Origin of the sequence: Shewanella gaetbuli (genome assembly GCF_023284065.1) — a bacterium.
Lineage (GTDB): Bacteria > Pseudomonadota > Gammaproteobacteria > Enterobacterales > Shewanellaceae > Shewanella > Shewanella gaetbuli.
In genome coordinates, this window is the sequence record NZ_JAKIKP010000004.1 from 44,539 (window position 1) to 64,904 (window position 20,366).

Below are 20,366 nucleotides of genomic sequence, written 5' to 3' on the forward strand. Positions count from 1 at the left end.
TTAATCCTTATTGTTCTGTTGTTGCGCTTTTTTCGCTTTAGCTTTGGCAATAGCGGCTGCAATTTTGGCTTTTTTGTCAGCTGCTTGTTGTTCCTCAGGAGATATCGGCTCACTAAGAGCTAGGTCGATATGACCTTCCTGAGAGGCCGATAAGTCATCAGCTAGCACTTGCACATTGTTTAGTAAAGCATCAGGAGGAACAGGGGCAGTCGTTTGCAGCGCTTGCTTTTTGGCTTTAGCCTTAGCAACTGCTGCCGCTATTCGTGCTTTTTTATTCTCTTCAGCACTAACGTCAAGACCGTCTTTACCAGCAGTGTTTACCGGCTCATCTGAAGTATTTGGTATTGCGTTACTGACTTCGCTGGAGGTATTTTCTGCTTGCTGCGCAGCTTTCTTGGCTTTGGCTTTAGCAATAGCGGCTGCAATTTTTTGCTGTTTTTCCGTTTGTGGCTGAGCCTCAGTTGAAATTTCAGCTGAGGTTGTTGCTGAACCAGTATCTGCAGTGACTTGAACAGGCACATCAACTTGTTTTTGAGCCGCTAACTTTTTCGCTTTGGCTCTAGCGACCGCAGCGGCGACTTTGGCTTTTTTATCCACTTCAGCGCTGTCGGATGAAGGTGACTCATTAGTAGAATCAGTCCCAGATGATGAATTGCATTCTGTTGAGTTTTGCATCGCTAATTGCTGCTTTTTAGCTTTGGCTCGAGCAACGGCCGCAGCCACTCTTTGTTGTTGTGGCGATAACTCAGATTTTGATTCTGATTGAGATTCAGATTGAGAGGACGCTTCTGGAGTGACATTATTTAACGCATCACTGCTGGCTTGGGCCTCTGTTGTTTGAGCCTTTGCGAGTTTTTTTGCTTTAGCTCGTTCAATAGCCGCATTTACAGCTGACTTTTTATCAGACGCAGGCTTGTTTGAGGTGTTCTCAGCTGGTGAAGCCGTTGCTGCTTTTTTGGCTGCAATGCGTGCCATTGCAGCAGCAACTGCGTCTTTATCACTGCTTTTCATGTTCGCTTGACGTTTGGCAGCGGCTTCTTTGGCTTTGGCTTCACGAGCAAGTTTTTCATCTTCCAAACGTTGTAAGCGGGCTTCAAACCGTAACTTAGCTTGTTCGGCTTGAACCTTTTCTTCGGCTTCAATGCGTAAAGCAGATTTGGCTATACGATAATATTCAACCAAGGGAATGTCACTTGGGCAGACATAACTGCAGCAACCACACTCAATACAATCTTGTAAATTAAAACTAGCCGCTTTGTCATATTCTTCAGCTTTAGCGTGCCAAAACAATTGCTGAGGTAGTAACAGTGCAGGGCAAGCAATGGCACATTCACCACAGCGAATACATGCTTTTTCAGGCATGTCTGCAGCCATCTCTTTGCTAGATGGCGTTAAAATACAGTTTGTGCCTTTTAAAATGGGGGACTGTGTATTAGGTATGGCATAACCCATCATGGGGCCACCAATAATGACTTTTTGGTCTTGTTCAGCTTTAAAATCGAAATTTTCAAGTACATCGGCAATGACAGAACCGATAGGTAACCAGTAATTACCTCGGCGTTGAATGTTATTACCCGTCAGTGTCACCACGCGTTCAATTAAAGGTTTACCAAGATGAATCGCTTGTTGAATGGCGAAGGCTGTGCCGACATTTTGTACCACAATCCCTAACTGAGAAGGTAAGCTGCCGCTAGGCACTTCTTTGCCCGTTAAGATTTGAATTAATTGTTTTTCACCGCCAGAAGGATATTTGGTTGGAATAACCGTAACTCTTGCGGTTTGTGGTGGCAATTTACTTTGGCTGATGGCAAGCCTTAACGACTCAGCGGCTTCTGGCTTATTGTCTTCAACGGCAATAATTATACGCTTTGGTGACAATAATTGATGTATTACCTCAACACCTTGCAAAATCTCAAGGGCGTGCTCTTGCATTAATCGATCATCAGAGGTGATATACGGTTCACATTCGACACCGTTGATAATCACTAAGTCAATTTCGCTGGCGGTATTTAATTTGATATGAGTTGGAAAAGTTGCTCCGCCCATACCTGCAATGCCGGCATTTTTAATCGCTGCAATAATTTGTGAGTTAGTTGCGGTCGTTAAATCAACTGGGGTTAGTTCACACCATTTATCTTGGCCGTCTGACTCAATGACACAACTATTTACCGGCAGACCAGAAGCATGATTACTGCTGATGGGTTTAATGACTTTAATGATACCGGAGGTTGGGGCGTGTACAGGTAAATAACCAAAGCCTTGGCCTTCTGTAAGCATTTGACCCTTTAATACAGCGTCACCGACCGAAACAAGTAACCGAGCCTGATCGCCAACTTGTGGTACAGGAACCACATAACGCTTAAATAACGGTGCTTGTGCTATAGGCGTCTGATTTGATAAATGTTTAAGCTCTGGTGGATGAATGCCTCCAGGAGACTGCCAAAGTGAGCCTTTATCTAATTGTTCTAGTAAGGTTAACACTACTTTTCCTCAAGACGTTCAGTGATGACATTGACCGGTATCGCGTTTAATTTCCAATCCCAGTTTTTTAAGGTTGTTTTTACAGGGATCATGTCAATACAATCTACTGGGCAGGGTTCTACGCATAAATCACAGCCGGTACAGTCTTTTTCTATCACTGTGTGCATTAATTTTCCGGCGCCAAGAATGGCATCAACGGGGCATGCTTGAATGCATTTAGTACAGCCAATACATTCATCTTCACGTATATAAGCGACTTTTTTTACCGCATCAGCAACTTCGGCATTCAGAGGCTCTGGTTCAACCCCCATTAACTCTGCTAGCTTTTCCATTGTGGCGGTGCCACCCGGAGGACATTTGTTGACCTTATCGCCATTGGCGATAGCTTCAGCATACGGTCTACAACCGGGGTAACCACATTGACCGCATTGAGTTTGCGGCAATAATGCTTCAACTTGATCAACAATGGGGTTGCCTTCAACCTTAAATTTGTCTGCCGCAAAGCCAAGAATAATGCCAAACACAATGGCTAAAACGGTTAATACTACAATGGCAACAACAATACTCGTCATCATTATCTTACTAACCCCGCAAATCCCATAAAGGCTAAAGACATAAGTCCAGCGGTGATCATGGCGATGGCTCCACCTTTGAAAGGGAGTGGCACATCAGCGGCGTTTAATCTTTCTCTCATTGCTGAAAATAAAATCAATACTAATGAAAAACCCACCGCTGCACCAAAACCATAAACAGCCGATTGGAGGAAGTTATGGTTTTCGTTGACGTTAAGCAATGCAACGCCTAAAACCGCACAGTTTGTGGTAATTAATGGCAGGTAAATACCGAGTGCTCTATGGAGTGAGGCACTGGTCTTTTGAACCAACATTTCAGTAAATTGCACCACAACAGCAATCACTAAAATAAAGCTCATGGTGCGAAGGTATAAAAGGTCAAAGGGTTGCAACAAAAATGTATTTGTCAAATAACTTAATATTGACGCTAAGGTCAGTACAAATGTGGTGGCCATCGACATGCCCACGGCAGATGCCAATTTACTGGATACCCCCATAAAAGGGCATAAGCCTAAAAATTTTACCAATACGAAATTGTTGACTAAGACAGTACCGATCAATAAAAGTAAATACTCTGTCATTACACTTATTTTGTTGTTTCAAGATCTGTTTATTATCTAAGGTTTAGCCGCTAGAAACAACGTATAAAAAATAAGGTTAACGATAAATTCGTTAACCTTATGCAAAAAATGTTCAGTTTGATTGCCAATTTAGCTAGATTGGCCTAATCGGACTTAATAACGGGTTCGGGTTTGGCGATATAGTAGCCTTGCAAACCATCCACCAGAAGTTTCTCTAAGGTCAGTTTTTCATCTTGTTTTTCAACGCCAGTAGCCAGAACTAAAATATCTAATCGTTTGGCTATATCTACAATCATCCTTACAAAAAACTTATTGTTGTTATCTGCTTCAATATTGTCGCTATAACTGTTATCGAGTTTTATATAATCAGGACGAACTTCCCTAAAAAATTTAAATGAGGTGAACCCTAAGCCAAATCGCTCGACAGCAACCTTAGCACCCGCTTTGTGGACCTCTGAAACAAAGTTATAGCTTGCGTTCAGATTTACTTGCATACCGGACTCATTAATTTCAAAGATTAAGCGAGAAGCTTCACGTTTATTGTGGGTTAGCGTCTCTTTAAGCCAGTAAATAAAAATGTCTTGAATGGCTGAACTCGCACTAATATTGACAGCATATAATCCTGTTAATCTAGGGTTGTCTTTCAATAGTTTAATCGCGTTTGTAACAATCAGTTTATCAAGATCGATATTTAACCCATATCGCTCAGACATTGCAATGACAGTAGCGGTAGGTAGGTGTTTTCCTTCATGATTGTAAAACCTAGACAGTAATTCACGGTATAAATCGTGATCAGTATTACAAGGTAAAATGGGTTGATAGTAAAAATTAACGCTATTTGATTTCAAAATATTGCTAATTGTTGATTTCCATTGGTCATCACCAAATTTTTCATTACCTTCAAATTTTTCAAGATAATGGTAACGATTTGGACCAAAAGTCTGTGCAATACTGACGGCTGAATCAGCCATAGATAATATTGTGACAGGATCATTACCATATTGATAAGGCACGATACCAATATGTGCAACCGAATCGACTTGACTACTTTGGCTGTAATCATCCAATTGTTGTTTGAGTTTTTCTACAAAACTTTGACTTTGTTTAAGGGTGGTATCTTCCAAAAATACCGCATAATCTCCACTGGAAATTCGATAGTTTTCGGATTTTAGATTTTTACTTGCAGCCGCCCGTCGAATACAGTCAGCCATTTTTGCAAGATAATCGTCACCTGCAGTGCGCCCGTGCATTTGATTTATGTTGGCTAGTTCTGAAGCCTTGATATGCAGTAACACACCAAAGCTGTTTTTATTTTTTTGAGTCACGCTATCGAGGAAAGTTAAAAATCTTGGGCGTGTTGAGAAACCGCTTATCGGGTCCTGATATGCTGCTTTAGTTAATTTCTCATTCTCGAGTTTGATCTGTTCTAAGCTTTGCTTTAGTCGGGCTCGGCAACTTTCTAAAGCTAATCCTAACGGTTTTAATATGCCATTCAGACGCGATACTTCAACAGCTTGGAAGGTTAAGTTTGAGATGCTATCGACATACTGAGCGGCATAACGCACTTTTCTTTTATGCAAATTGATTAAAAAAGCAAAAATGATCATCAATAATAAATAGGTAAGAATGATGATTTCTGCGATTGCTTGTAATTCTTTTAGGCTAGGGTCAATAATTGACTGAGCTTCAAGGCGGACTTGTAAACGTCCATTAGCAAACTGCTGACTATCCTCTAAATTAGTGTTGAACAGTTTATCTTTGAAGCTCTTGTCAACGGGGGCAACGCTACCATGGGTAAAATTATAATTTTTGTCTGTGTTATGTATGTACTGAAAAAATTGAAATTTATGATCTTGGCTTAAGGTGTCATATAACGCTTTGCCGTTCTCTGCCCAATCACTGTGTTTTTTGATATTTTGGCTAAGAGATTGCCGTACTACTTCACTTTTTAGCTGCACTTCGCTGTTTTCAAGGGAATAAAATCGGTATAGCAATAGCCCGAAAATGATAAACAGTACTAATTGGAAAGATTTCGATAAGCCCATAATATGTCCATTAATAAGGGTGGAGAACGCACTAACCAAAGCAATCAAACTAAAGTGATTTTGTTGTCTTTGAATCCCTGTGCAAATACTTATTGCTAACATTGTCTATTAATACAATGATATCAGATCAATTCACAGGAGATCACTAGTTCTTTAGGCTATATTTTAGCAGTAAAAGTTTAATTTGCTTAAGATAAAGAGGAATATTAAGAAAAAATCAAAAGAAGAAGAGATTGGCTCCCCAGACTGGACTCGAACCAGTGACATACGGATTAACAGTCCGCCGTTCTACCAACTGAACTACAGGGGAATATTTGAATCTATTAAATGATTTTTGATGGCTCCCCAGACTGGACTCGAACCAGTGACATACGGATTAACAGTCCGCCGTTCTACCAACTGAACTACAGGGGAATATATCAAATTATTTAAGTGATTAAGTGGCTCCCCAGACTGGACTCGAACCAGTGACATACGGATTAACAGTCCGCCGTTCTACCAACTGAACTACAGGGGAATACTTAAACGCTTTTTATTATATGGCTCCCCAGACTGGACTCGAACCAGTGACATACGGATTAACAGTCCGCCGTTCTACCAACTGAACTACAGGGGAATATATAATATTGTTTTCTACAAACCTTGCTATTGGCTCCCCAGACTGGACTCGAACCAGTGACATACGGATTAACAGTCCGCCGTTCTACCAACTGAACTACAGGGGAATCGTTTTTAGCAATGTATTGCTGAGAACGGAGCGCATAGTAAAACGCTATGTGGCGCTAGTCAACTCGAGTTATAAAAAAAATTGAAAATTACTGCTTAACTGCTCATGTAATGTGCATCGTGGATGACTTTTCATCATTAGCGATAAAAAATAGTCATTTTTCTAATGGATTGTATTTGAAAGCAAAGCACTTTGAATAGGCAATTTAGATAAGCGCTCTTAATAAGCACGAATATCGCTAATCCATAAATAGTCATTATAAAATACTACTGACACACCGTACTGATAATAAGCGGACAATTTATAGTGTAAGAAAATTGCTGACGACAAATACTATTCAAAGGTTAGCGACTTAATATCATTTCAGCACCAGATATGCTGATGTAAACCCATAGTCAATGACTGGAGTACAAGGTTAAAGGGCTTTTTTTTTGACAATTACAATTTTTGGCTATGTTTAATTTTTGAGCGTTATACAGTATGAGGCAGCTGTATTCATATCTGATGGTGTAAATTGGCAATGGCTATACGCTTATATGTTCAATATGGCGGATAATCTGCGAATTAATATCAAACAAGCGTAAAGCACAATAACTCGCTTTAAGCGGTGTTCTTTTCAGTATTGTCTGACTTAATTGTTCTATAAACTTACAAATGTAATAAACTTTCATTTTGATTAAATGACAGTTTAGTGAACGGGGGGTTACGTCAACCCCGCATGGCTGCTAGCATTTTTTGACTTATCCACTAAATCTGTGGATAAGCTTGTGGGTTAATCCATTTTATTGCTTGCAAACCCTGATGAATCCTCAGTTCCACTTAAAATGGTAGAAATATTTAGCAATAACTTAAGTTGTTGAAATAGAAAGATTTTAGAATTGCAAGAGCTATTTTTGACCGAGGTTTGTTCAGGTTGCAAAAATGTAATGAGTTTCATAAAGGGATTGTGTATTAAATTAGCTTTTGAACGCTGATATAGTGCGATTTGTGGTCATTATGTTGCCGTCCATTTTGCGAATATTGTATGTTTGATTGTTTCATTTTTTGTTCATCATAAAGTCATAAATGTATGCATGGCGATATTTGGACAGGATTGAAATATGTTTTATCTAGGGTTTATAAAGAATTTTTATTATGATCATGACAACTAACCCAATGTTTAGAGAGTATGTGTGAAAGAATCTATTTTTAACTTAAATTCACCTTTCCCTCCCGCGGGCGATCAGCCTACTGCAATTAATCAACTTGTTGAAGGTCTAAATAGTGGGGTTGCAAGTCAAACTCTACTAGGAGTTACTGGCTCAGGTAAAACATATACTATCGCTAATGTCATTCAGACGATGGGACGGCCTACGATTATAATGGCGCCGAATAAAACGTTAGCAGCACAACTTTATGGAGAAATGAAAGAGTTTTTCCCTAATAATGCGGTTGAATATTTTGTTTCCTATTATGACTACTATCAACCTGAAGCTTATGTGCCAGCATCGAATACGTTTATCGAGAAAGATGCTTCTGTTAATGCGCATATCGAACAGATGCGTTTATCGGCCACTAAAGCCTTGCTTGAAAGAAAAGATGTGGTTCTGATTGCTTCTGTGTCAGCGATATATGGTCTTGGTGATCCAGATTCATATATGAAGATGTTATTACATCTTCGTCAAGGTGATTTTATGGGGCAACGAGACATATTGATTCGATTAAGTGAATTACAATATTCCCGTAACGACATCGATTTACAGCGAGGTACCTATCGCGTAAGAGGAGAAGTGATTGATATTTTTCCTGCAGATTCTGAACGAGATGCGATTAGAGTCGAATTGTTTGACGATGAAATTGAGCGGCTAAGTGAGTTTGACCCATTAACAGGGCAGATTATCAAACGAATTGCTCGTACAACAATTTACCCTAAATCACACTATGTCACCCCGAAAAATAAAATTTTGGATGCAACAGAATTCATCAAAGAGGAATTACGTGAGAGGCGTAAGTATCTTCTTGATAATAATAAGCTAATAGAAGCACAACGCATAACTGAACGAGTTCAATACGATGTAGAAATGATGGTTGAGCTTGGATATTGCTCTGGCATTGAAAATTATTCACGCTATTTATCAGGTCGTGCTCCCGGTGAAGGCCCGCCAACTTTATTAGATTATTTGCCAGCTGATGGCTTACTTATCATCGATGAGTCCCATGTTACCGTACCGCAAATTGGTGCCATGTATAAAGGTGATAGAAGCCGTAAAACCACCTTGGTTGAATATGGTTTCAGGCTGCCTTCAGCATTAGATAATAGGCCATTAAAGTTTGAAGAATTTGAAAACCTAATGCCACAGACCATTTTTGTGTCTGCAACACCAAGTCAGTACGAACTTGATAAAAGTGAAGGCGAGGTGGCAGAACAAGTAGTTAGACCAACTGGCTTACTTGACCCTGAAATTGAAGTGCGCCCAGTTGCGATACAGGTTGACGACTTAATCTCAGAGGTTCATAAGCGTATTGAGGTTAACGAACGTGTACTAGTCACCACCCTAACTAAGCGAATGAGTGAAGATTTAACGGACTACCTTGATGAACATGGCATAAGAGTCAGATACTTACACTCTGATATTGATACCGTTGAACGAATGGAAATTATTAGAGATTTACGCTTAGGCCACTTTGACGTTTTAGTTGGCATTAATTTGCTTCGAGAAGGCTTAGACATGCCAGAAGTCTCGCTAGTGTGTATTTTAGATGCAGATAAAGAAGGCTTTTTACGCTCGGAGCGTTCATTAATTCAGACGATTGGCCGAGCAGCTCGTAACGTAAATGGTAAAGTGATTTTATATGCAGATAGAATCACTAACTCAATGGCAAAGGCTATGGGAGAAACGGAACGACGCCGTGAAAAACAGCGTGCTCATAATGAAAAGCACCATATAGTGCCAAAAGGTGTGGTGAAAAGTATTACCGATGTGATGGACGTTGGCGACAGCAAGCAAGGTAACAAAGCGGCTAAGACAAAAGGTCATGCTACTAAAGTTGCTGAGCCATCTAGCCAATATGTTTCTGTGGCCGAGTTAAGTCATCAAATTGACCAACTTGAGAAACAAATGCATGAACATGCCAAAAACTTAGAGTTTGAACAAGCCGCGGCATTACGGGATGAAGTGAAACAGCTTAGAGAACAGCTAATTACCCACTCATAAGTTAACTGTGTTGCAGTAATCGTTAGGTTTGAGCATAAAAAACGCGCTAAATGCGCGTTTTTTGATAGGCATAACGTTATGCTTAGAAGTTAGCTGAACGTGGCGCTCTTGGGAAAGGAATCACGTCACGAATGTTATTCACACCAGTCACATACGACACAAGGCGTTCAAAACCTAAACCAAAGCCTGCATGAGGCACAGTACCGTAGCGACGTAAGTCACGATACCACCAGTAATCTTCTTGGCTTAATTCCATTTCAGCTAAACGCATATCAAGCACGTCTAAACGTTCTTCACGTTGAGCACCACCAATAATTTCACCAATACCTGGGGCAAGTACATCCATTGCTGCGACCGTTTTACCATCGTCATTTAAGCGCATATAAAACGCTTTAATGTCTTTAGGGTAGTTCTTAACAACAACAGGCGCCTTGAAGTGTTCTTCTGCAAGGTAACGCTCGTGTTCAGACTGTAAATCCACACCCCATTCAACAGGGTATTCGAATGTCTTACCGCATTGCTTTAGAATTTCAACCGCGTCGGTATAATCAACTTGTGCAAAATCACTGCTAACAAATGACTCTAAACGCTCAATAACGGTTTTATCAACACGTTGATTGAAGAATTGTAGGTCATCCATACGCTCTTCTAACACTGCTTTAAATGCGTATTTTAGCATTTTCTCAGCAAGTTCAGCGGCGTCATCAAGTGTGGCGAATGCCACTTCTGGCTCTACCATCCAAAACTCAGCTAAGTGACGCGTAGTGTTAGAGTTCTCAGCGCGGAAAGTCGGCCCAAAGGTGTACACTTTAGATAATGCACAGGCATATGTTTCAGCATTTAGCTGACCCGATACGGTTAAGAATGACTCTTTGCCAAAGAAGTCTTTATCGTAATCCACTTTACCAGCGTCTGTTAACGGTAAGTTTTCCATGTCTAAAGTCGAAACACGGAACATTTCACCTGCACCTTCACAGTCAGACGCGGTGATCAACGGTGTTGATACCCAAATAAAGCCTTCTTCATGATAAAAACGGTGAATAGCTTGAGATAAACAGTTACGTACACGTGCAACGGCACCGATAATGTTGGTACGAGGGCGTAGGTGCGCTAATTCACGAAGATGTTCAATAGAATGGCGTTTTGCAGCCATTGGGTATGTGTCAGGATCATCAACAAAACCAGTTACATTGATGTCAGTGACTTGCAGTTCAAAAGCTTGTCCGGCACCCGGAGATTCAACAACATCACCGGTCATTTCAACTGAGCAACCTGCAGTCAGTTTTAACACGTCTTGTTCATAATTGGTTAAATTATTAGGAACGACACCTTGTATAGGGTCAAAACAAGAACCATCATAAACTGCTAAGAACGAGATACCAGCCTTAGAATCACGACGAGTTCGAACCCATCCTTGTACGGTTACCGATGAACCAACAGGGTGTTCACCTTTAAAAACTGAAGCGACAGATGCAATACTCATTGTTGCTTTATTCTCCAACATCAAAATAATAAGTAATTTTTGTTTATCTTACCTTTATGGTGGCTTTTCTCAAGCTGAAAACGATACTCTAAAGTGATTAATGTGTTTGTTTGCCATTTTCGGACTATTTTTAATCAATATAGGACTAAATTATGTCAAACAGTGACAGCTTAATAAAGGAGTACACATGAAGATGAATAAACTAAGTGTGTTACAAGTCATTTTGACCGTTTTGTCATTAGTGAGCTGGAGCTTAGCTATTTATGCATTACTCATTTTTGGTGAAGCTAGACCAGATCGTGCAGTGGGGTATTTTTTATCTAAGGGCGTAGCGGTAAGATTTAATTGGGACCCTGAATTAACGGTTCAACTGGAACACATTATTTGGTGGTGTGCTGGCATTAGCTTTGCTAATTTGCTGGTTAACTTTTATGCTAAAACCACATCGAAAGTTGGCTTTTGGTTTAATATACCGTTGTTGTTGTTAGTGTCAATTTCAGCAGGGTTATATATTCGCTATGTCATTTAATGCTCAATATGGCGACAAAGTAAGTCAATAATTGCTGCGGTCACCCCCCAAATAAACTTGTCTTGGTAAGGCATAAAGTGAACTTGATAACGGAGTCCTTTTCGCCAATGTTCGCCTATATGACGATTACTGGTTTGTTTAAAAAACTGCAATGGTACTCTAAAACAGCTATCGACTTCGCCAGGGTCGATGACGAAATCAAACTTGGATTTTACCAATCCCACTATTGGAGTGACTTTAAAACCGGTAAAGGTTTTGTGAGCAGGAAAGGCCCCTAAAACGGAAACATTTTCTGATAACAAGCCGATCTCCTCTTCAGCTTCTCTTAATGCAGTATGAGTAATACTAACATCTGAGGGTTCAACTTTACCGCCTGGAAAGCTGATTTGCCCCGGATGATGCCGAAGGTGAGTCGCTCTGCGAGTCAAAATAATATGTAATTGACCGTCAATATATTCTAATGGAATAAGCACCGCGGCTTCTTTACCAGGGTAATGGGCAGGCGCAGATGTAATATTGCGTACACTGATAGGTTGCAATTGAAATCGGATTAAAAACTCATTTAAATGCATTTATTATGATACCTATTGATGTTCTGGTTAGTCATTTACAGGTAAAAACTCGATAACAAGTCTTATTAATTGCCTAAGTGACTATTCGCGACTTAATTCAAGTATGCCTGCTGTTTTTGCACCAAATAATTGTTGGTGTAAGCGAGCGGCAAATTCATCTGTCATTCCCGAAATATAATCAGCTAATACCCGCATAGGGTTGGTATCATTTTCTGCGGCATCAAGCCAACGTTCACAGGTATTTAGCGGTAATAGCCGCTCAGGATCTGATTCAAATGCTTCAAACAATTCCATGACAATTTGCTGGCCTTTATATTCCAGCATTTGAATTTCAGGTTTCCTGATAACGAATTTATAAACGAACTGTTTTAAGACAGATAACGCCATTGCGTAATCGGTTTCTAAGTGAGCATTGTATTTTAAAAGGTGCTCAGTAAAATGCGGGTTATCATTGATATTAATGGCGGTCACAAATGCGTTGACCAGCGTACCAATGGCATCTTTACGTAAATGGTGCTGATGCGAAAAAAGCTTATCACCGATGTGCTCAAATTCGTTTTTTAACCACTTATCTTCAATATCGCCTAGGTTTCCTACCACATATTGCTGCCATTGAGCCGCATTAACGATACCCATTACGATGGCATCTTCTAAGTCATGAACCGCATAAGCTATATCATCAGCCAGCTCCATAATGGAACAATCTAAAGACTTATACTTTGTTTTAAGATGCGGATATTGGGTATGGGTTAAGCTTTGTTCACTGGTTTGGAATAACCTTTTATCATCAGCAGTTAAGCAGTCAAGCACCCAAGTTAATTTGTCATTATCATCGTTAAAAACTCCTTTGACAGGAGGCCATTGAGAGGGCTTTAATTGTCGATGGTTTTTAACACTGGTTTGATGGGTATCAATGACAAGTTCACCATAGGTTGCCGGATATTTTAAAATTCCCAGTAAGGTACGCCGACTTAGGTTCATTCCGTCATTGGGAGTGTAGGGCTCTAAGCGGGTTAAAATTCTGAATGTTTGGCCATTGCCTTCAAAGCCGCCATGGTTGCGCATCATATAATGTAATGCGACTTCACCGCCATGACCAAAAGGCGGATGACCGATATCATGAGCTAAGCACAATGATTCAATTAAACTCATAGAGTTAAGTAAATATTTAAGGTTTGGATATTTGCGCCGCAATTGTGCGGCAATACCGGTACCTATTTGTGATACTTCTAATGAATGTGTGAGTCTAGTGCGATAAAAATCATTCATGCCGATGCCTAACACTTGGGTTTTAGCTTGTAGACGCCTGAATGCAGCAGAGTGAAGAATTCGTGCTCTATCTCTTTGAAAGGGGCTTCTTAAATCATTCCGACGATGTTTATCTTCACCTAATAGACGTTGATGCCAGATATTTTGATGATGACTTGTGGCTAACGATGAGTTGGCTTGAGAAATATCTGTACCAGATAAGGTGTTTTTTGGCATCTAGTTTGTCCTTAACTCGTAATGACCTGTTACTTTAGGTTACCTTAGATACTAAAATCTTGGTAGTTTATTGCCTAATCTTATTGTTTTTGACAGGAGTTTTAAATGGCTACAAATGTTGTAATTACGGGTGCAAATCGTGGTATTGGATTGGCATTAACGGCTAAGTTTGCCGAGCAAGGGGCTAATGTTTATGCATTATGCCGCCAATCGTCTACCGAGTTAGCGAAGTTAGGGGTCAATATTATCACTGGTATAAATGTGGCAACCGATGAAGGTATTGCTGCCATTAAGCAACATTTACAACAAGTTAAAATTGATATTTTGGTCTGTAATGCAGGAATTCTGCGCGATGAAAATTTGTCAAAATTCAACATTGATACTATTCGTGATCAATTTGAGGTTAATGCCTTAGCCCCTTTACGAGTGGTGCATGCGTTAGAATCGAATCTTAACAACGCCAGTAAAGTCGCCATGATCACTTCTCGTATGGGTTCAATTGCCGATAATGGCTCAGGTGGACGTTTTGGCTATAGAATGTCTAAAGCCGCGTTAAATGCCGCTTCGATGTCACTCAGTATTGATTTAGCCCCTAGACAGATTGCCGTTGGAATTTATCACCCTGGATATGTGCAAACTGATATGGTTAATCATGGCGGTGATATTTCAACTACTATTTGTGCAGAGCGCTTAGTTGGTCTGATTAATCAGCTTTCGATGGACAATACGGGGACGTTTTATCACTCCAACGGGCAACAACTTCCTTGGTAACTTTCTTATTATTGTTTGTTTAACGCAGTTTATTATCAATTAAGTTATAAATGACTCAAATTATCTTAAAAGATATTAACTTTAATGTAGCTTGATAAAGATCCCATTTTAAAAAGTGATCACGTTAAATTACTTATTAAGTGGGGCTTTTTCAACCAGCTTTAGCACTGCTTTAAGATTCGCTAAAGATTCTTTACTTATGATTGACCACTAAAAACTAAATAAAACAAAATGAGCAGACTAATGATGATTAATCTGCTCAATTTTTGGTAGGAAGATATGACAACAAATAATGAAACAGCAGAACAATCAGGTCTGCTAGGAAGAGTGTTAGATAAAATTGAAAGAGTAGGCAATAAACTACCTGATCCAGCAATGTTATTTTTAATGTTAATGTTTGCCGTTTGGGTTATTTCAGCTTTTCTATCGAGTGTGAGCTTTGATGCAATCGATCCAAGAACAGATAGCCCTATCGTAGTCAATAACTTATTGAGCGCAACAGCGTTAACCCAGTTCTTAACCGATATGGTGAAAACATTCACCATGTTTGCACCATTAGGTGTGGTGTTAGTGGCCATGCTAGGTGTTGGTATTGCCGAGCATTCTGGCTTTATTAATACGGCTTTAAAACAAATGCTTAAAGTTACTCCAGCAAAACTACTGACGCCAGCAGTAGTGGTGGTCGGTATTATTTCTCACACCGCTACTGATGCCGGTTATGTTGTAGTTATTCCGCTTGCTGGGGTGATTTTCTTTACAGTAGGTCGCCATCCTTTAGCAGGTATTGCAGCCGCATTTGCCGGTGTTTCAGGTGGTTTTTGTGCTAACTTTATTCCTTCAGGTATTGACCCGTTATTGCAAAGTTTTACCCAATCTGCCGCACAAATTGTTGATCCAGATATTCAAGTAAACCCTTTAAATAACTGGTTTTTTGCCGCATCTTCATGTATCCCAATTACTTTGGTTATTTGGTATTTAACCGATAAAGTTTTAGAGCCAAGGCTGAATAAGTCACATAAAGTCAATAAAGATGAAGTCGACCTGCCAGCAATGGAGGAGGCAACACCACAAGAGATGAAAGCTTTCAAAGTAGCGTCTTTAGTGATGCTTGCTGCAGTGGTTGGTTTTTTCTCGTTAACCGTCCCTGAAACTTCAACTTTACGTGATGCCAATGGCTCGTTAACCAGTTTTAGTGCGCCATTAATGCAATCAATCGTACCGTTAATTTTTATCTTTTTCATGTTACCCGGCATTGTTTATGGCTACATGACCGGTGCCTTTAAAACATCGGCTGATGTGGTTCAAGCCATGTCTAAGTCGATGGCGGGTATGTCGCATTATATTGTAATGGCTTTTTTCTGTGCTCAGTTTGTTGCTGCATTTTCAGCATCTAACCTTGGTGCATTAATTGCCGTTGAAGGCGCGGGCGGTCTAAAAGCATTGAACTTATCTGCCGAAGTGACTGTAGTAGGAATGATTTTCTTGGTCGGCTTTGTTAATTTGTTTGTCGGGTCTTCTTCGGCGAAATGGGCGCTAATTGGCCCTGTGTTAGTGCCGATGTTAATGCAATTGAATATTAGTCCTGATTTATCACAAGCGGCTTACCGAATTGGTGACTCAAGCTCGAATATCATTACGCCATTAATGCCTTATTTCCCATTAGTTGTTGTGTATTGCCAACGTTATGTGAAAAACATTGGTATAGGCACCTTAATTTCAATGATGTTACCGTTTAGCTTAGCGTTATTATCCATTTGGACAACTTGGTTACTGGTATATTGGTCTGTAGGTTTACCACTAGGTTTAGGCGCGAGTTATACTTACGGTTAATTGGTACCTAGCTAAATGACTTTTATTTAAATTAAAGCAGTGATAACTCACTGCTTTTTTTATGTCTAAAATGCATGAGTGTGCTTGGCTAGCAATTTAGGTATCTGTTCATAGTTACATGCAATATAAAATGGATGTAATACGCTAGCAGTCGTTTGTTAGTGGAATAGGGGAAAACTGTTGTGGGTTAAACTTTTTCTGGATAAAGGTGAGTTGTGCTTGGTGACGTTGATGAACTGTCGTTTTTTACACGATGAATTGAGTTGCTGATGGGGGCTAATTCAAGATCAACATCGGTTTGTGGTATACAACAACAAGGCAAACATTCGTCTTGCTCAAGTTCAACCAGAGGCTCGGTTAAGTAAGACACTTTACCGGAAATGATTTTGGTTTTACAAGCGCCGCAAAAACCATTGCGGCACTCAGAAAACACTTTAACTTTTTTGTACTCAAGCGCCTCAAGCAAATTAGCTTGCTTGCCGTCAAATAATATACTTGGCTGGCCCGATAAGCTGACTATGGGCGCTTTGATAAAAAAATGTTTATAAGTCAAAATCTGCAAACTCATCGCCGTCAACGGCTGAATCAATTTGACCAACAAGATAAGAAGAGACTTCTACTTCTTGAGGAGCAACTTGAACTGAATCACTTTCTAACCAGTTTTTCATCCACGGTAGCGGGTTAGTTTGCTCTTCGTATGGTAAAGGCAAGTTAACCGCTTTCATGCGTTGGTTAGTAATGTATTCAACATATTGACATAAAATCTGTTCATTCAAGCCGATCATCGAACCGTCTTTGAACAAATATTTAGCCCATTGTTTCTCTTGCTCAGCTGCTTTGACGAATAGGTCATAAGCTTCTGAGTAACACTCGATAGCAATTTCTTCCATTTCTGGATCGTCCTTACCACCTTGCATAAGATTTAAGATATGTTGGGTACTGTTTAAATGCAGTGCTTCATCGCGTGCGATAAGACGAATGATTTTCGCGTTACCTTCCATTAAACGTCGCTCAGCAAAGGCAAACGAACATGCAAAGCTGACATAGAAACGAATCGCTTCTAGTGCATTAACCGACATCATGCACAAATAAAGACTTTTCTTTAAAATACGTTGGCTAACGGTGACTTCTTGTCCATTAACAACATGTGTGCCATCACCGTGTAAGTTATGCACTTGAGTCAATAAAATCAGATCATCATAATATTTAGCAATATCTGTCGCACGCTTTAAAATTTCTTCGTTTTCTACAATGTCATCAAAAACCACTGATGGGTCATTAACGATATTACGGATGATATGAGTATAAGATCTTGAATGAATGGTTTCAGAGAACGACCAAGTTTCAATCCAAGTTTCTAGTTCAGGAAGTGAGACTAACGGTAATAGTGCTACATTTGGTGAACGACCTTGAATGGAATCAAGCAATGTTTGATATTTTAAATTAGACAGAAAAATATGCTTTTCATGTTCTGGCAAACTTGCAAAATCGATTTTGTCACGACTGACATCGACTTCCTCTGGACGCCAGAAGAAAGACAATTGTTTTTCGATTAACTTTTCAAAAATTTCATATTTTTGTTGATCGTATCGTGCCACGTTTACCGATTGACCAAAAAACATTGGTTCTTTAGTTGCATCATTTGAGGTTTGACAGAAAGTTGAATAAGCCATGGTTTTATTCCCAAAAAAGTAGGGGACTAGCCCCTACATTTAGTCCTTAAATTAGTTATATTTTACACGCGCCGCCAGCACAGCTGTCATCTTCTTTTTCGATAGCCGTTATATCATCATGCTTGTCAGATGCACCATCACGAGTGTTGTGATAGTAGAGGGTTTTCACCCCCATTTTATAGGCGTTCAATAGATCTTTTAATAAGGTCTGCATCGGCACTTTACGACTTTCAAACTTAGTTGGGTCGTAATTAGTGTTAGCTGAAATTGCTTGGTCGACAAACTTTTGCATAATGCCGACTAATTGTAAGTAACCTTCGTTGTTTGGCATGTTCCAAAGCAATTCATATTGATCTTTTAATTCTTCAAAGTCAGGCACGACTTGCTTTAATTGGCCATCTTTACTGGCTTTAACGCTAATTAAACCGCGAGGAGGCTCAATGCCATTGGTCGCGTTAGAAATTTGCGATGATGTTTCTGATGGCATTAAAGCAGACAGAGTCGAGTTACGTAATCCGTGTTGTTGGATATCGGTACGTAATGTTTCCCAATCTAAGTGTAACGGCTCATCACAAATTTTATCTAAATCACGCTTATAAGTATCAATTGGTAAAATGCCTTGCGAGTAGGTGGTCTCATTAAATAATGGACATGCACCTTGCTCTTTGGCCAAATTCATTGAAGCTTTCAATAAATAGAACTGAATGGCTTCGAATGTCTTATGAGTAAGGTTGTTGGCTGAACCATCTGAATAACGTTTACCATTTTTCGCTAAGTAGTTGGCAAAGTTGATCACGCCGATACCTAAAGTCCGACGATTCATTGAGCCTAATTTGGCTGAAACAATAGGGTAGTCTTGATAATCAAGCAGATTATCTAAGGCACGCACGGCTAAATCAGCTAGTGGCTCAAGCTCAGATAAATCTTTAATTGCGCCTAGGTTTAAAGCCGACAATGTACACAGTGCAATTTCACCATTGGGATCATCAATATTAGTTAACGGCTTAGTTGGTAGTGCAATTTCAAGACACAGGTTAGATTGCTTAATTGGCGCAACCTTTGAGTCAAATGGGCTGTGAGTATTACAGTGGTCGACATTTTGAATATAAATTCGACCAGTAGATGCACGTTCTTGCATCATTAATGAAAATAACTCAACGGCTTTAATTTGCTTCTTGCGAATGGACGCATCAGCTTCATATTGAAGATATAAACGCTCAAACTCGGCTTGGTCTTCAAAAAATGCATCATACAGCCCAGGTACGTCTGATGGGCTAAATAAACTAATGTTTTGACCCTTAATCAAGCGCTGATACATTAATTTATTTAATTGTACGCCGTAATCTAGATGACGAACACGGTTGTCATCAACACCACGGTTGTTTTTAAGGACGAGTAATGACTCAACTTCTAAATGCCAAAGCGGATAGAATAGGGTCGCCGCGCCACCACGCACACCGCCTTGAGAACAAGACTTAACCGCTGTTTGGAAATACTTATAAAAAGGTAAGCAACCGGTATGGAAAGCTTCACCACCTCTAATAGGGCTACCTAAAGCGCGAATGCGACCCGCATTAATACCAATACCAGCACGTTGGCTAACATATTTAACGATTGAAGATGCAGTCGCGTTGATTGAATCTAAGCTGTCATCACATTCGATTAATACACATGAACTGAATTGGCGGGTCGGGGTACGAACACCGGCCATAATTGGTGTGGGTAATGAAATTTTGAAGCTTGAAGTGGCATCATAAAAGTCTTTGATGTACTGCAAGCGTGTTTCTTTTGGATATTTAGAAAATAAACACGCAGCCACTAAAATATATAAAAACTGAGCGCTCTCATAAACTTCGTGGGTTACACGATTCTGTACTAAGTACTTGCCTTCTAATTGCTTAACCGCAGCATAAGAGAAGTTCATATCACGCCAGTGATCAATGTAGCTGTCTAACGTGTCGAGCTCTTCGCGACTATAGTCAGCTAAAATATGCATATCGTACTTACCTAACTCAACTAGGCGAGTAACATGATCATATAACTTTGGTGGTTCAAATTGACCAAAGGCTTTTTTACGTAAGTGGAATATCGCTAAACGAGCCGCTAAGAATTGGTAATCAGGTGATTCTGGCGAGATCAAATCCGCTGCGGCTTTAATAATAGTTTCATGAATAGCTTCAGTGGGAATACCATCGAAAAACTGTAAATGCGATCTTAGTTCAACTTCAGATACTGAAACGTTTTTTAATCCCTTAGCTGCCCAAGTGATTACGCGATGAATTTTGTCTAAATCGATAATTTCACGTTCGCCACTACGTTTAGTGACTGTCATATTGCTATTCATTGAAGAGAGGCCTTGATTATATCGGTTATGGCAATAATGTATGTGCATCTTGCACCGTTATTATCACGTTACGTTCCTT

14 protein-coding genes and 5 tRNA genes are annotated in these 20,366 nt (G+C 39.9%); 4 read left to right on the top strand and 15 right to left on the bottom strand.

What is annotated here, in order from left to right:
• The 9 genes from rsxC to L2672_RS07140 form a co-directional block, all read right to left on the bottom strand.
• Positions 1-2,481 (bottom strand): electron transport complex subunit RsxC, encoded by a 2,481-nt coding sequence (gene rsxC, locus L2672_RS07100; RefSeq protein ID WP_248995147.1) that lies wholly within the window; start codon positions 2,479-2,481, stop codon positions 1-3.
• Positions 2,481-3,053: an electron transport complex subunit RsxB gene (gene rsxB / locus L2672_RS07105; protein ID WP_248995350.1), complete on the bottom strand. Its 573-nt coding sequence runs from the start codon at positions 3,051-3,053 to the stop codon at positions 2,481-2,483. Before rsxB ends, rsxC begins: the two co-directional genes overlap by 1 nt.
• Positions 3,054-3,055: 2 nt before the next feature.
• Positions 3,056-3,634, bottom strand: coding sequence for an electron transport complex subunit RsxA (gene rsxA / locus L2672_RS07110; protein ID WP_248995148.1), 579 nt, complete (start codon positions 3,632-3,634; stop codon positions 3,056-3,058).
• 143 nt (positions 3,635-3,777) lie between these two features.
• Entirely contained in the window at positions 3,778-5,679 is a 1,902-nt protein-coding gene (locus L2672_RS07115) for an EAL domain-containing protein (protein ID WP_248995149.1), read from the bottom strand.
• Between the two features lie 234 nt (positions 5,680-5,913).
• Positions 5,914-5,989 (bottom strand) — tRNA-Asn (locus L2672_RS07120).
• 28 nt (positions 5,990-6,017) lie between these two features.
• Positions 6,018-6,093, bottom strand: a tRNA-Asn gene (locus tag L2672_RS07125).
• Positions 6,094-6,120: 27 nt separating this feature from the next.
• Positions 6,121-6,196: transfer RNA gene (locus tag L2672_RS07130), tRNA-Asn, on the bottom strand.
• Positions 6,197-6,219: 23 nt separating this feature from the next.
• A tRNA-Asn gene (locus L2672_RS07135) sits at positions 6,220-6,295 on the bottom strand.
• 33 nt (positions 6,296-6,328) lie between these two features.
• Positions 6,329-6,404, bottom strand: a tRNA-Asn gene (locus tag L2672_RS07140).
• A 1,174-nt stretch (positions 6,405-7,578) separates the two neighbouring features.
• On the opposite strand from L2672_RS07140, the gene uvrB reads away from it, so the two are divergent.
• Complete coding sequence (uvrB, locus tag L2672_RS07145) at positions 7,579-9,600, top strand: excinuclease ABC subunit UvrB (protein ID WP_248995150.1); 2,022 nt, start codon at positions 7,579-7,581, stop codon at positions 9,598-9,600.
• Between the two features lie 82 nt (positions 9,601-9,682).
• On the opposite strand, the gene asnS is transcribed toward uvrB, so the two are convergent.
• Positions 9,683-11,083 carry an asparagine--tRNA ligase gene (gene asnS, locus L2672_RS07150; protein WP_248995151.1) on the bottom strand — a complete coding sequence of 467 codons (1,401 nt, stop codon included), beginning with the start codon at positions 11,081-11,083 and terminating at the stop codon, positions 9,683-9,685.
• Between the two features lie 193 nt (positions 11,084-11,276).
• Between asnS and L2672_RS07155 the strand changes: the two genes are divergently transcribed.
• Positions 11,277-11,612, top strand: a complete 336-nt coding sequence (locus L2672_RS07155; RefSeq protein ID WP_248995351.1) for a hypothetical protein — start codon at positions 11,277-11,279, stop codon at positions 11,610-11,612.
• Here the strand turns inward: L2672_RS07155 and L2672_RS07160 are convergent.
• Positions 11,609-12,184 (bottom strand): CoA pyrophosphatase, encoded by a 576-nt coding sequence (locus tag L2672_RS07160; RefSeq protein WP_248995152.1) that lies wholly within the window; start codon positions 12,182-12,184, stop codon positions 11,609-11,611. The two genes, L2672_RS07155 and L2672_RS07160, sit on opposite strands and share 4 nt — an antisense overlap.
• An 81-nt stretch (positions 12,185-12,265) precedes the next feature.
• Positions 12,266-13,669 carry an anti-phage deoxyguanosine triphosphatase gene (locus L2672_RS07165; protein WP_248995153.1) on the bottom strand — a complete coding sequence of 468 codons (1,404 nt, stop codon included), beginning with the start codon at positions 13,667-13,669 and terminating at the stop codon, positions 12,266-12,268.
• A 105-nt stretch (positions 13,670-13,774) separates the two neighbouring features.
• Here L2672_RS07165 and L2672_RS07170 point away from each other — a divergent pair, with 105 nt between their 5' ends.
• Both L2672_RS07170 and L2672_RS07175 read left to right on the top strand, forming a co-directional pair.
• Positions 13,775-14,440 carry an SDR family oxidoreductase gene (locus L2672_RS07170; protein ID WP_248995154.1) on the top strand — a complete coding sequence of 222 codons (666 nt, stop codon included), beginning with the start codon at positions 13,775-13,777 and terminating at the stop codon, positions 14,438-14,440.
• A 279-nt stretch (positions 14,441-14,719) separates the two neighbouring features.
• On the top strand, positions 14,720-16,270 hold the full coding sequence (locus L2672_RS07175) for an AbgT family transporter (protein ID WP_248995155.1): 1,551 nt from the start codon (positions 14,720-14,722) through the stop codon (positions 16,268-16,270).
• Between the two features lie 187 nt (positions 16,271-16,457).
• On the opposite strand, the gene yfaE is transcribed toward L2672_RS07175, so the two are convergent.
• Genes yfaE through nrdA form a run of 3 tightly spaced genes read right to left on the bottom strand, consistent with a single transcriptional unit; the run spans position 16,458 to position 20,287 of the window.
• Positions 16,458-16,838, bottom strand: a complete 381-nt coding sequence (yfaE, locus tag L2672_RS07180) for a class I ribonucleotide reductase maintenance protein YfaE (protein ID WP_420833137.1) — start codon at positions 16,836-16,838, stop codon at positions 16,458-16,460.
• A complete protein-coding gene (nrdB, locus tag L2672_RS07185; protein ID WP_248995157.1) occupies positions 16,813-17,943 on the bottom strand; it encodes a class Ia ribonucleoside-diphosphate reductase subunit beta in 1,131 nt (376 codons plus the stop codon). Before nrdB ends, yfaE begins: the two co-directional genes overlap by 26 nt.
• A 55-nt stretch (positions 17,944-17,998) precedes the next feature.
• On the bottom strand, positions 17,999-20,287 hold the full coding sequence (gene nrdA / locus L2672_RS07190; protein ID WP_248995158.1) for a class 1a ribonucleoside-diphosphate reductase subunit alpha: 2,289 nt from the start codon (positions 20,285-20,287) through the stop codon (positions 17,999-18,001).
• Between the last annotated feature and the right edge of the window lie 79 nt (positions 20,288-20,366).

Excerpts from the sequence above, each read along its gene's own strand:
- rsxA (WP_248995148.1), bottom strand. The coding sequence starts at position 3,634 with ATGACAGAGTATTTACTTTTATTGATCGGTACTGTCTTAGTCAACAAT.
- L2672_RS07175 (WP_248995155.1), top strand. The coding sequence starts at position 14,720 with ATGACAACAAATAATGAAACAGCAGAACAATCAGGTCTGCTAGGAAGA.
- L2672_RS07165 (WP_248995153.1), bottom strand. The coding sequence starts at position 13,669 with ATGCCAAAAAACACCTTATCTGGTACAGATATTTCTCAAGCCAACTCA.
- nrdB (WP_248995157.1), bottom strand. The coding sequence starts at position 17,943 with ATGGCTTATTCAACTTTCTGTCAAACCTCAAATGATGCAACTAAAGAA.
- L2672_RS07155 (WP_248995351.1), top strand. The coding sequence starts at position 11,277 with ATGAATAAACTAAGTGTGTTACAAGTCATTTTGACCGTTTTGTCATTA.
- L2672_RS07160 (WP_248995152.1), bottom strand. The coding sequence starts at position 12,184 with ATGCATTTAAATGAGTTTTTAATCCGATTTCAATTGCAACCTATCAGT.
- L2672_RS07115 (WP_248995149.1), bottom strand. The coding sequence starts at position 5,679 with ATGGGCTTATCGAAATCTTTCCAATTAGTACTGTTTATCATTTTCGGG.
- asnS (WP_248995151.1), bottom strand. The coding sequence starts at position 11,083 with ATGAGTATTGCATCTGTCGCTTCAGTTTTTAAAGGTGAACACCCTGTT.
- rsxB (WP_248995350.1), bottom strand. The coding sequence starts at position 3,053 with ATGACGAGTATTGTTGTTGCCATTGTAGTATTAACCGTTTTAGCCATT.
- L2672_RS07170 (WP_248995154.1), top strand. The coding sequence starts at position 13,775 with ATGGCTACAAATGTTGTAATTACGGGTGCAAATCGTGGTATTGGATTG.
- nrdA (WP_248995158.1), bottom strand. The coding sequence starts at position 20,287 with ATGAATAGCAATATGACAGTCACTAAACGTAGTGGCGAACGTGAAATT.
- yfaE (WP_420833137.1), bottom strand. The coding sequence starts at position 16,838 with ATGAGTTTGCAGATTTTGACTTATAAACATTTTTTTATCAAAGCGCCC.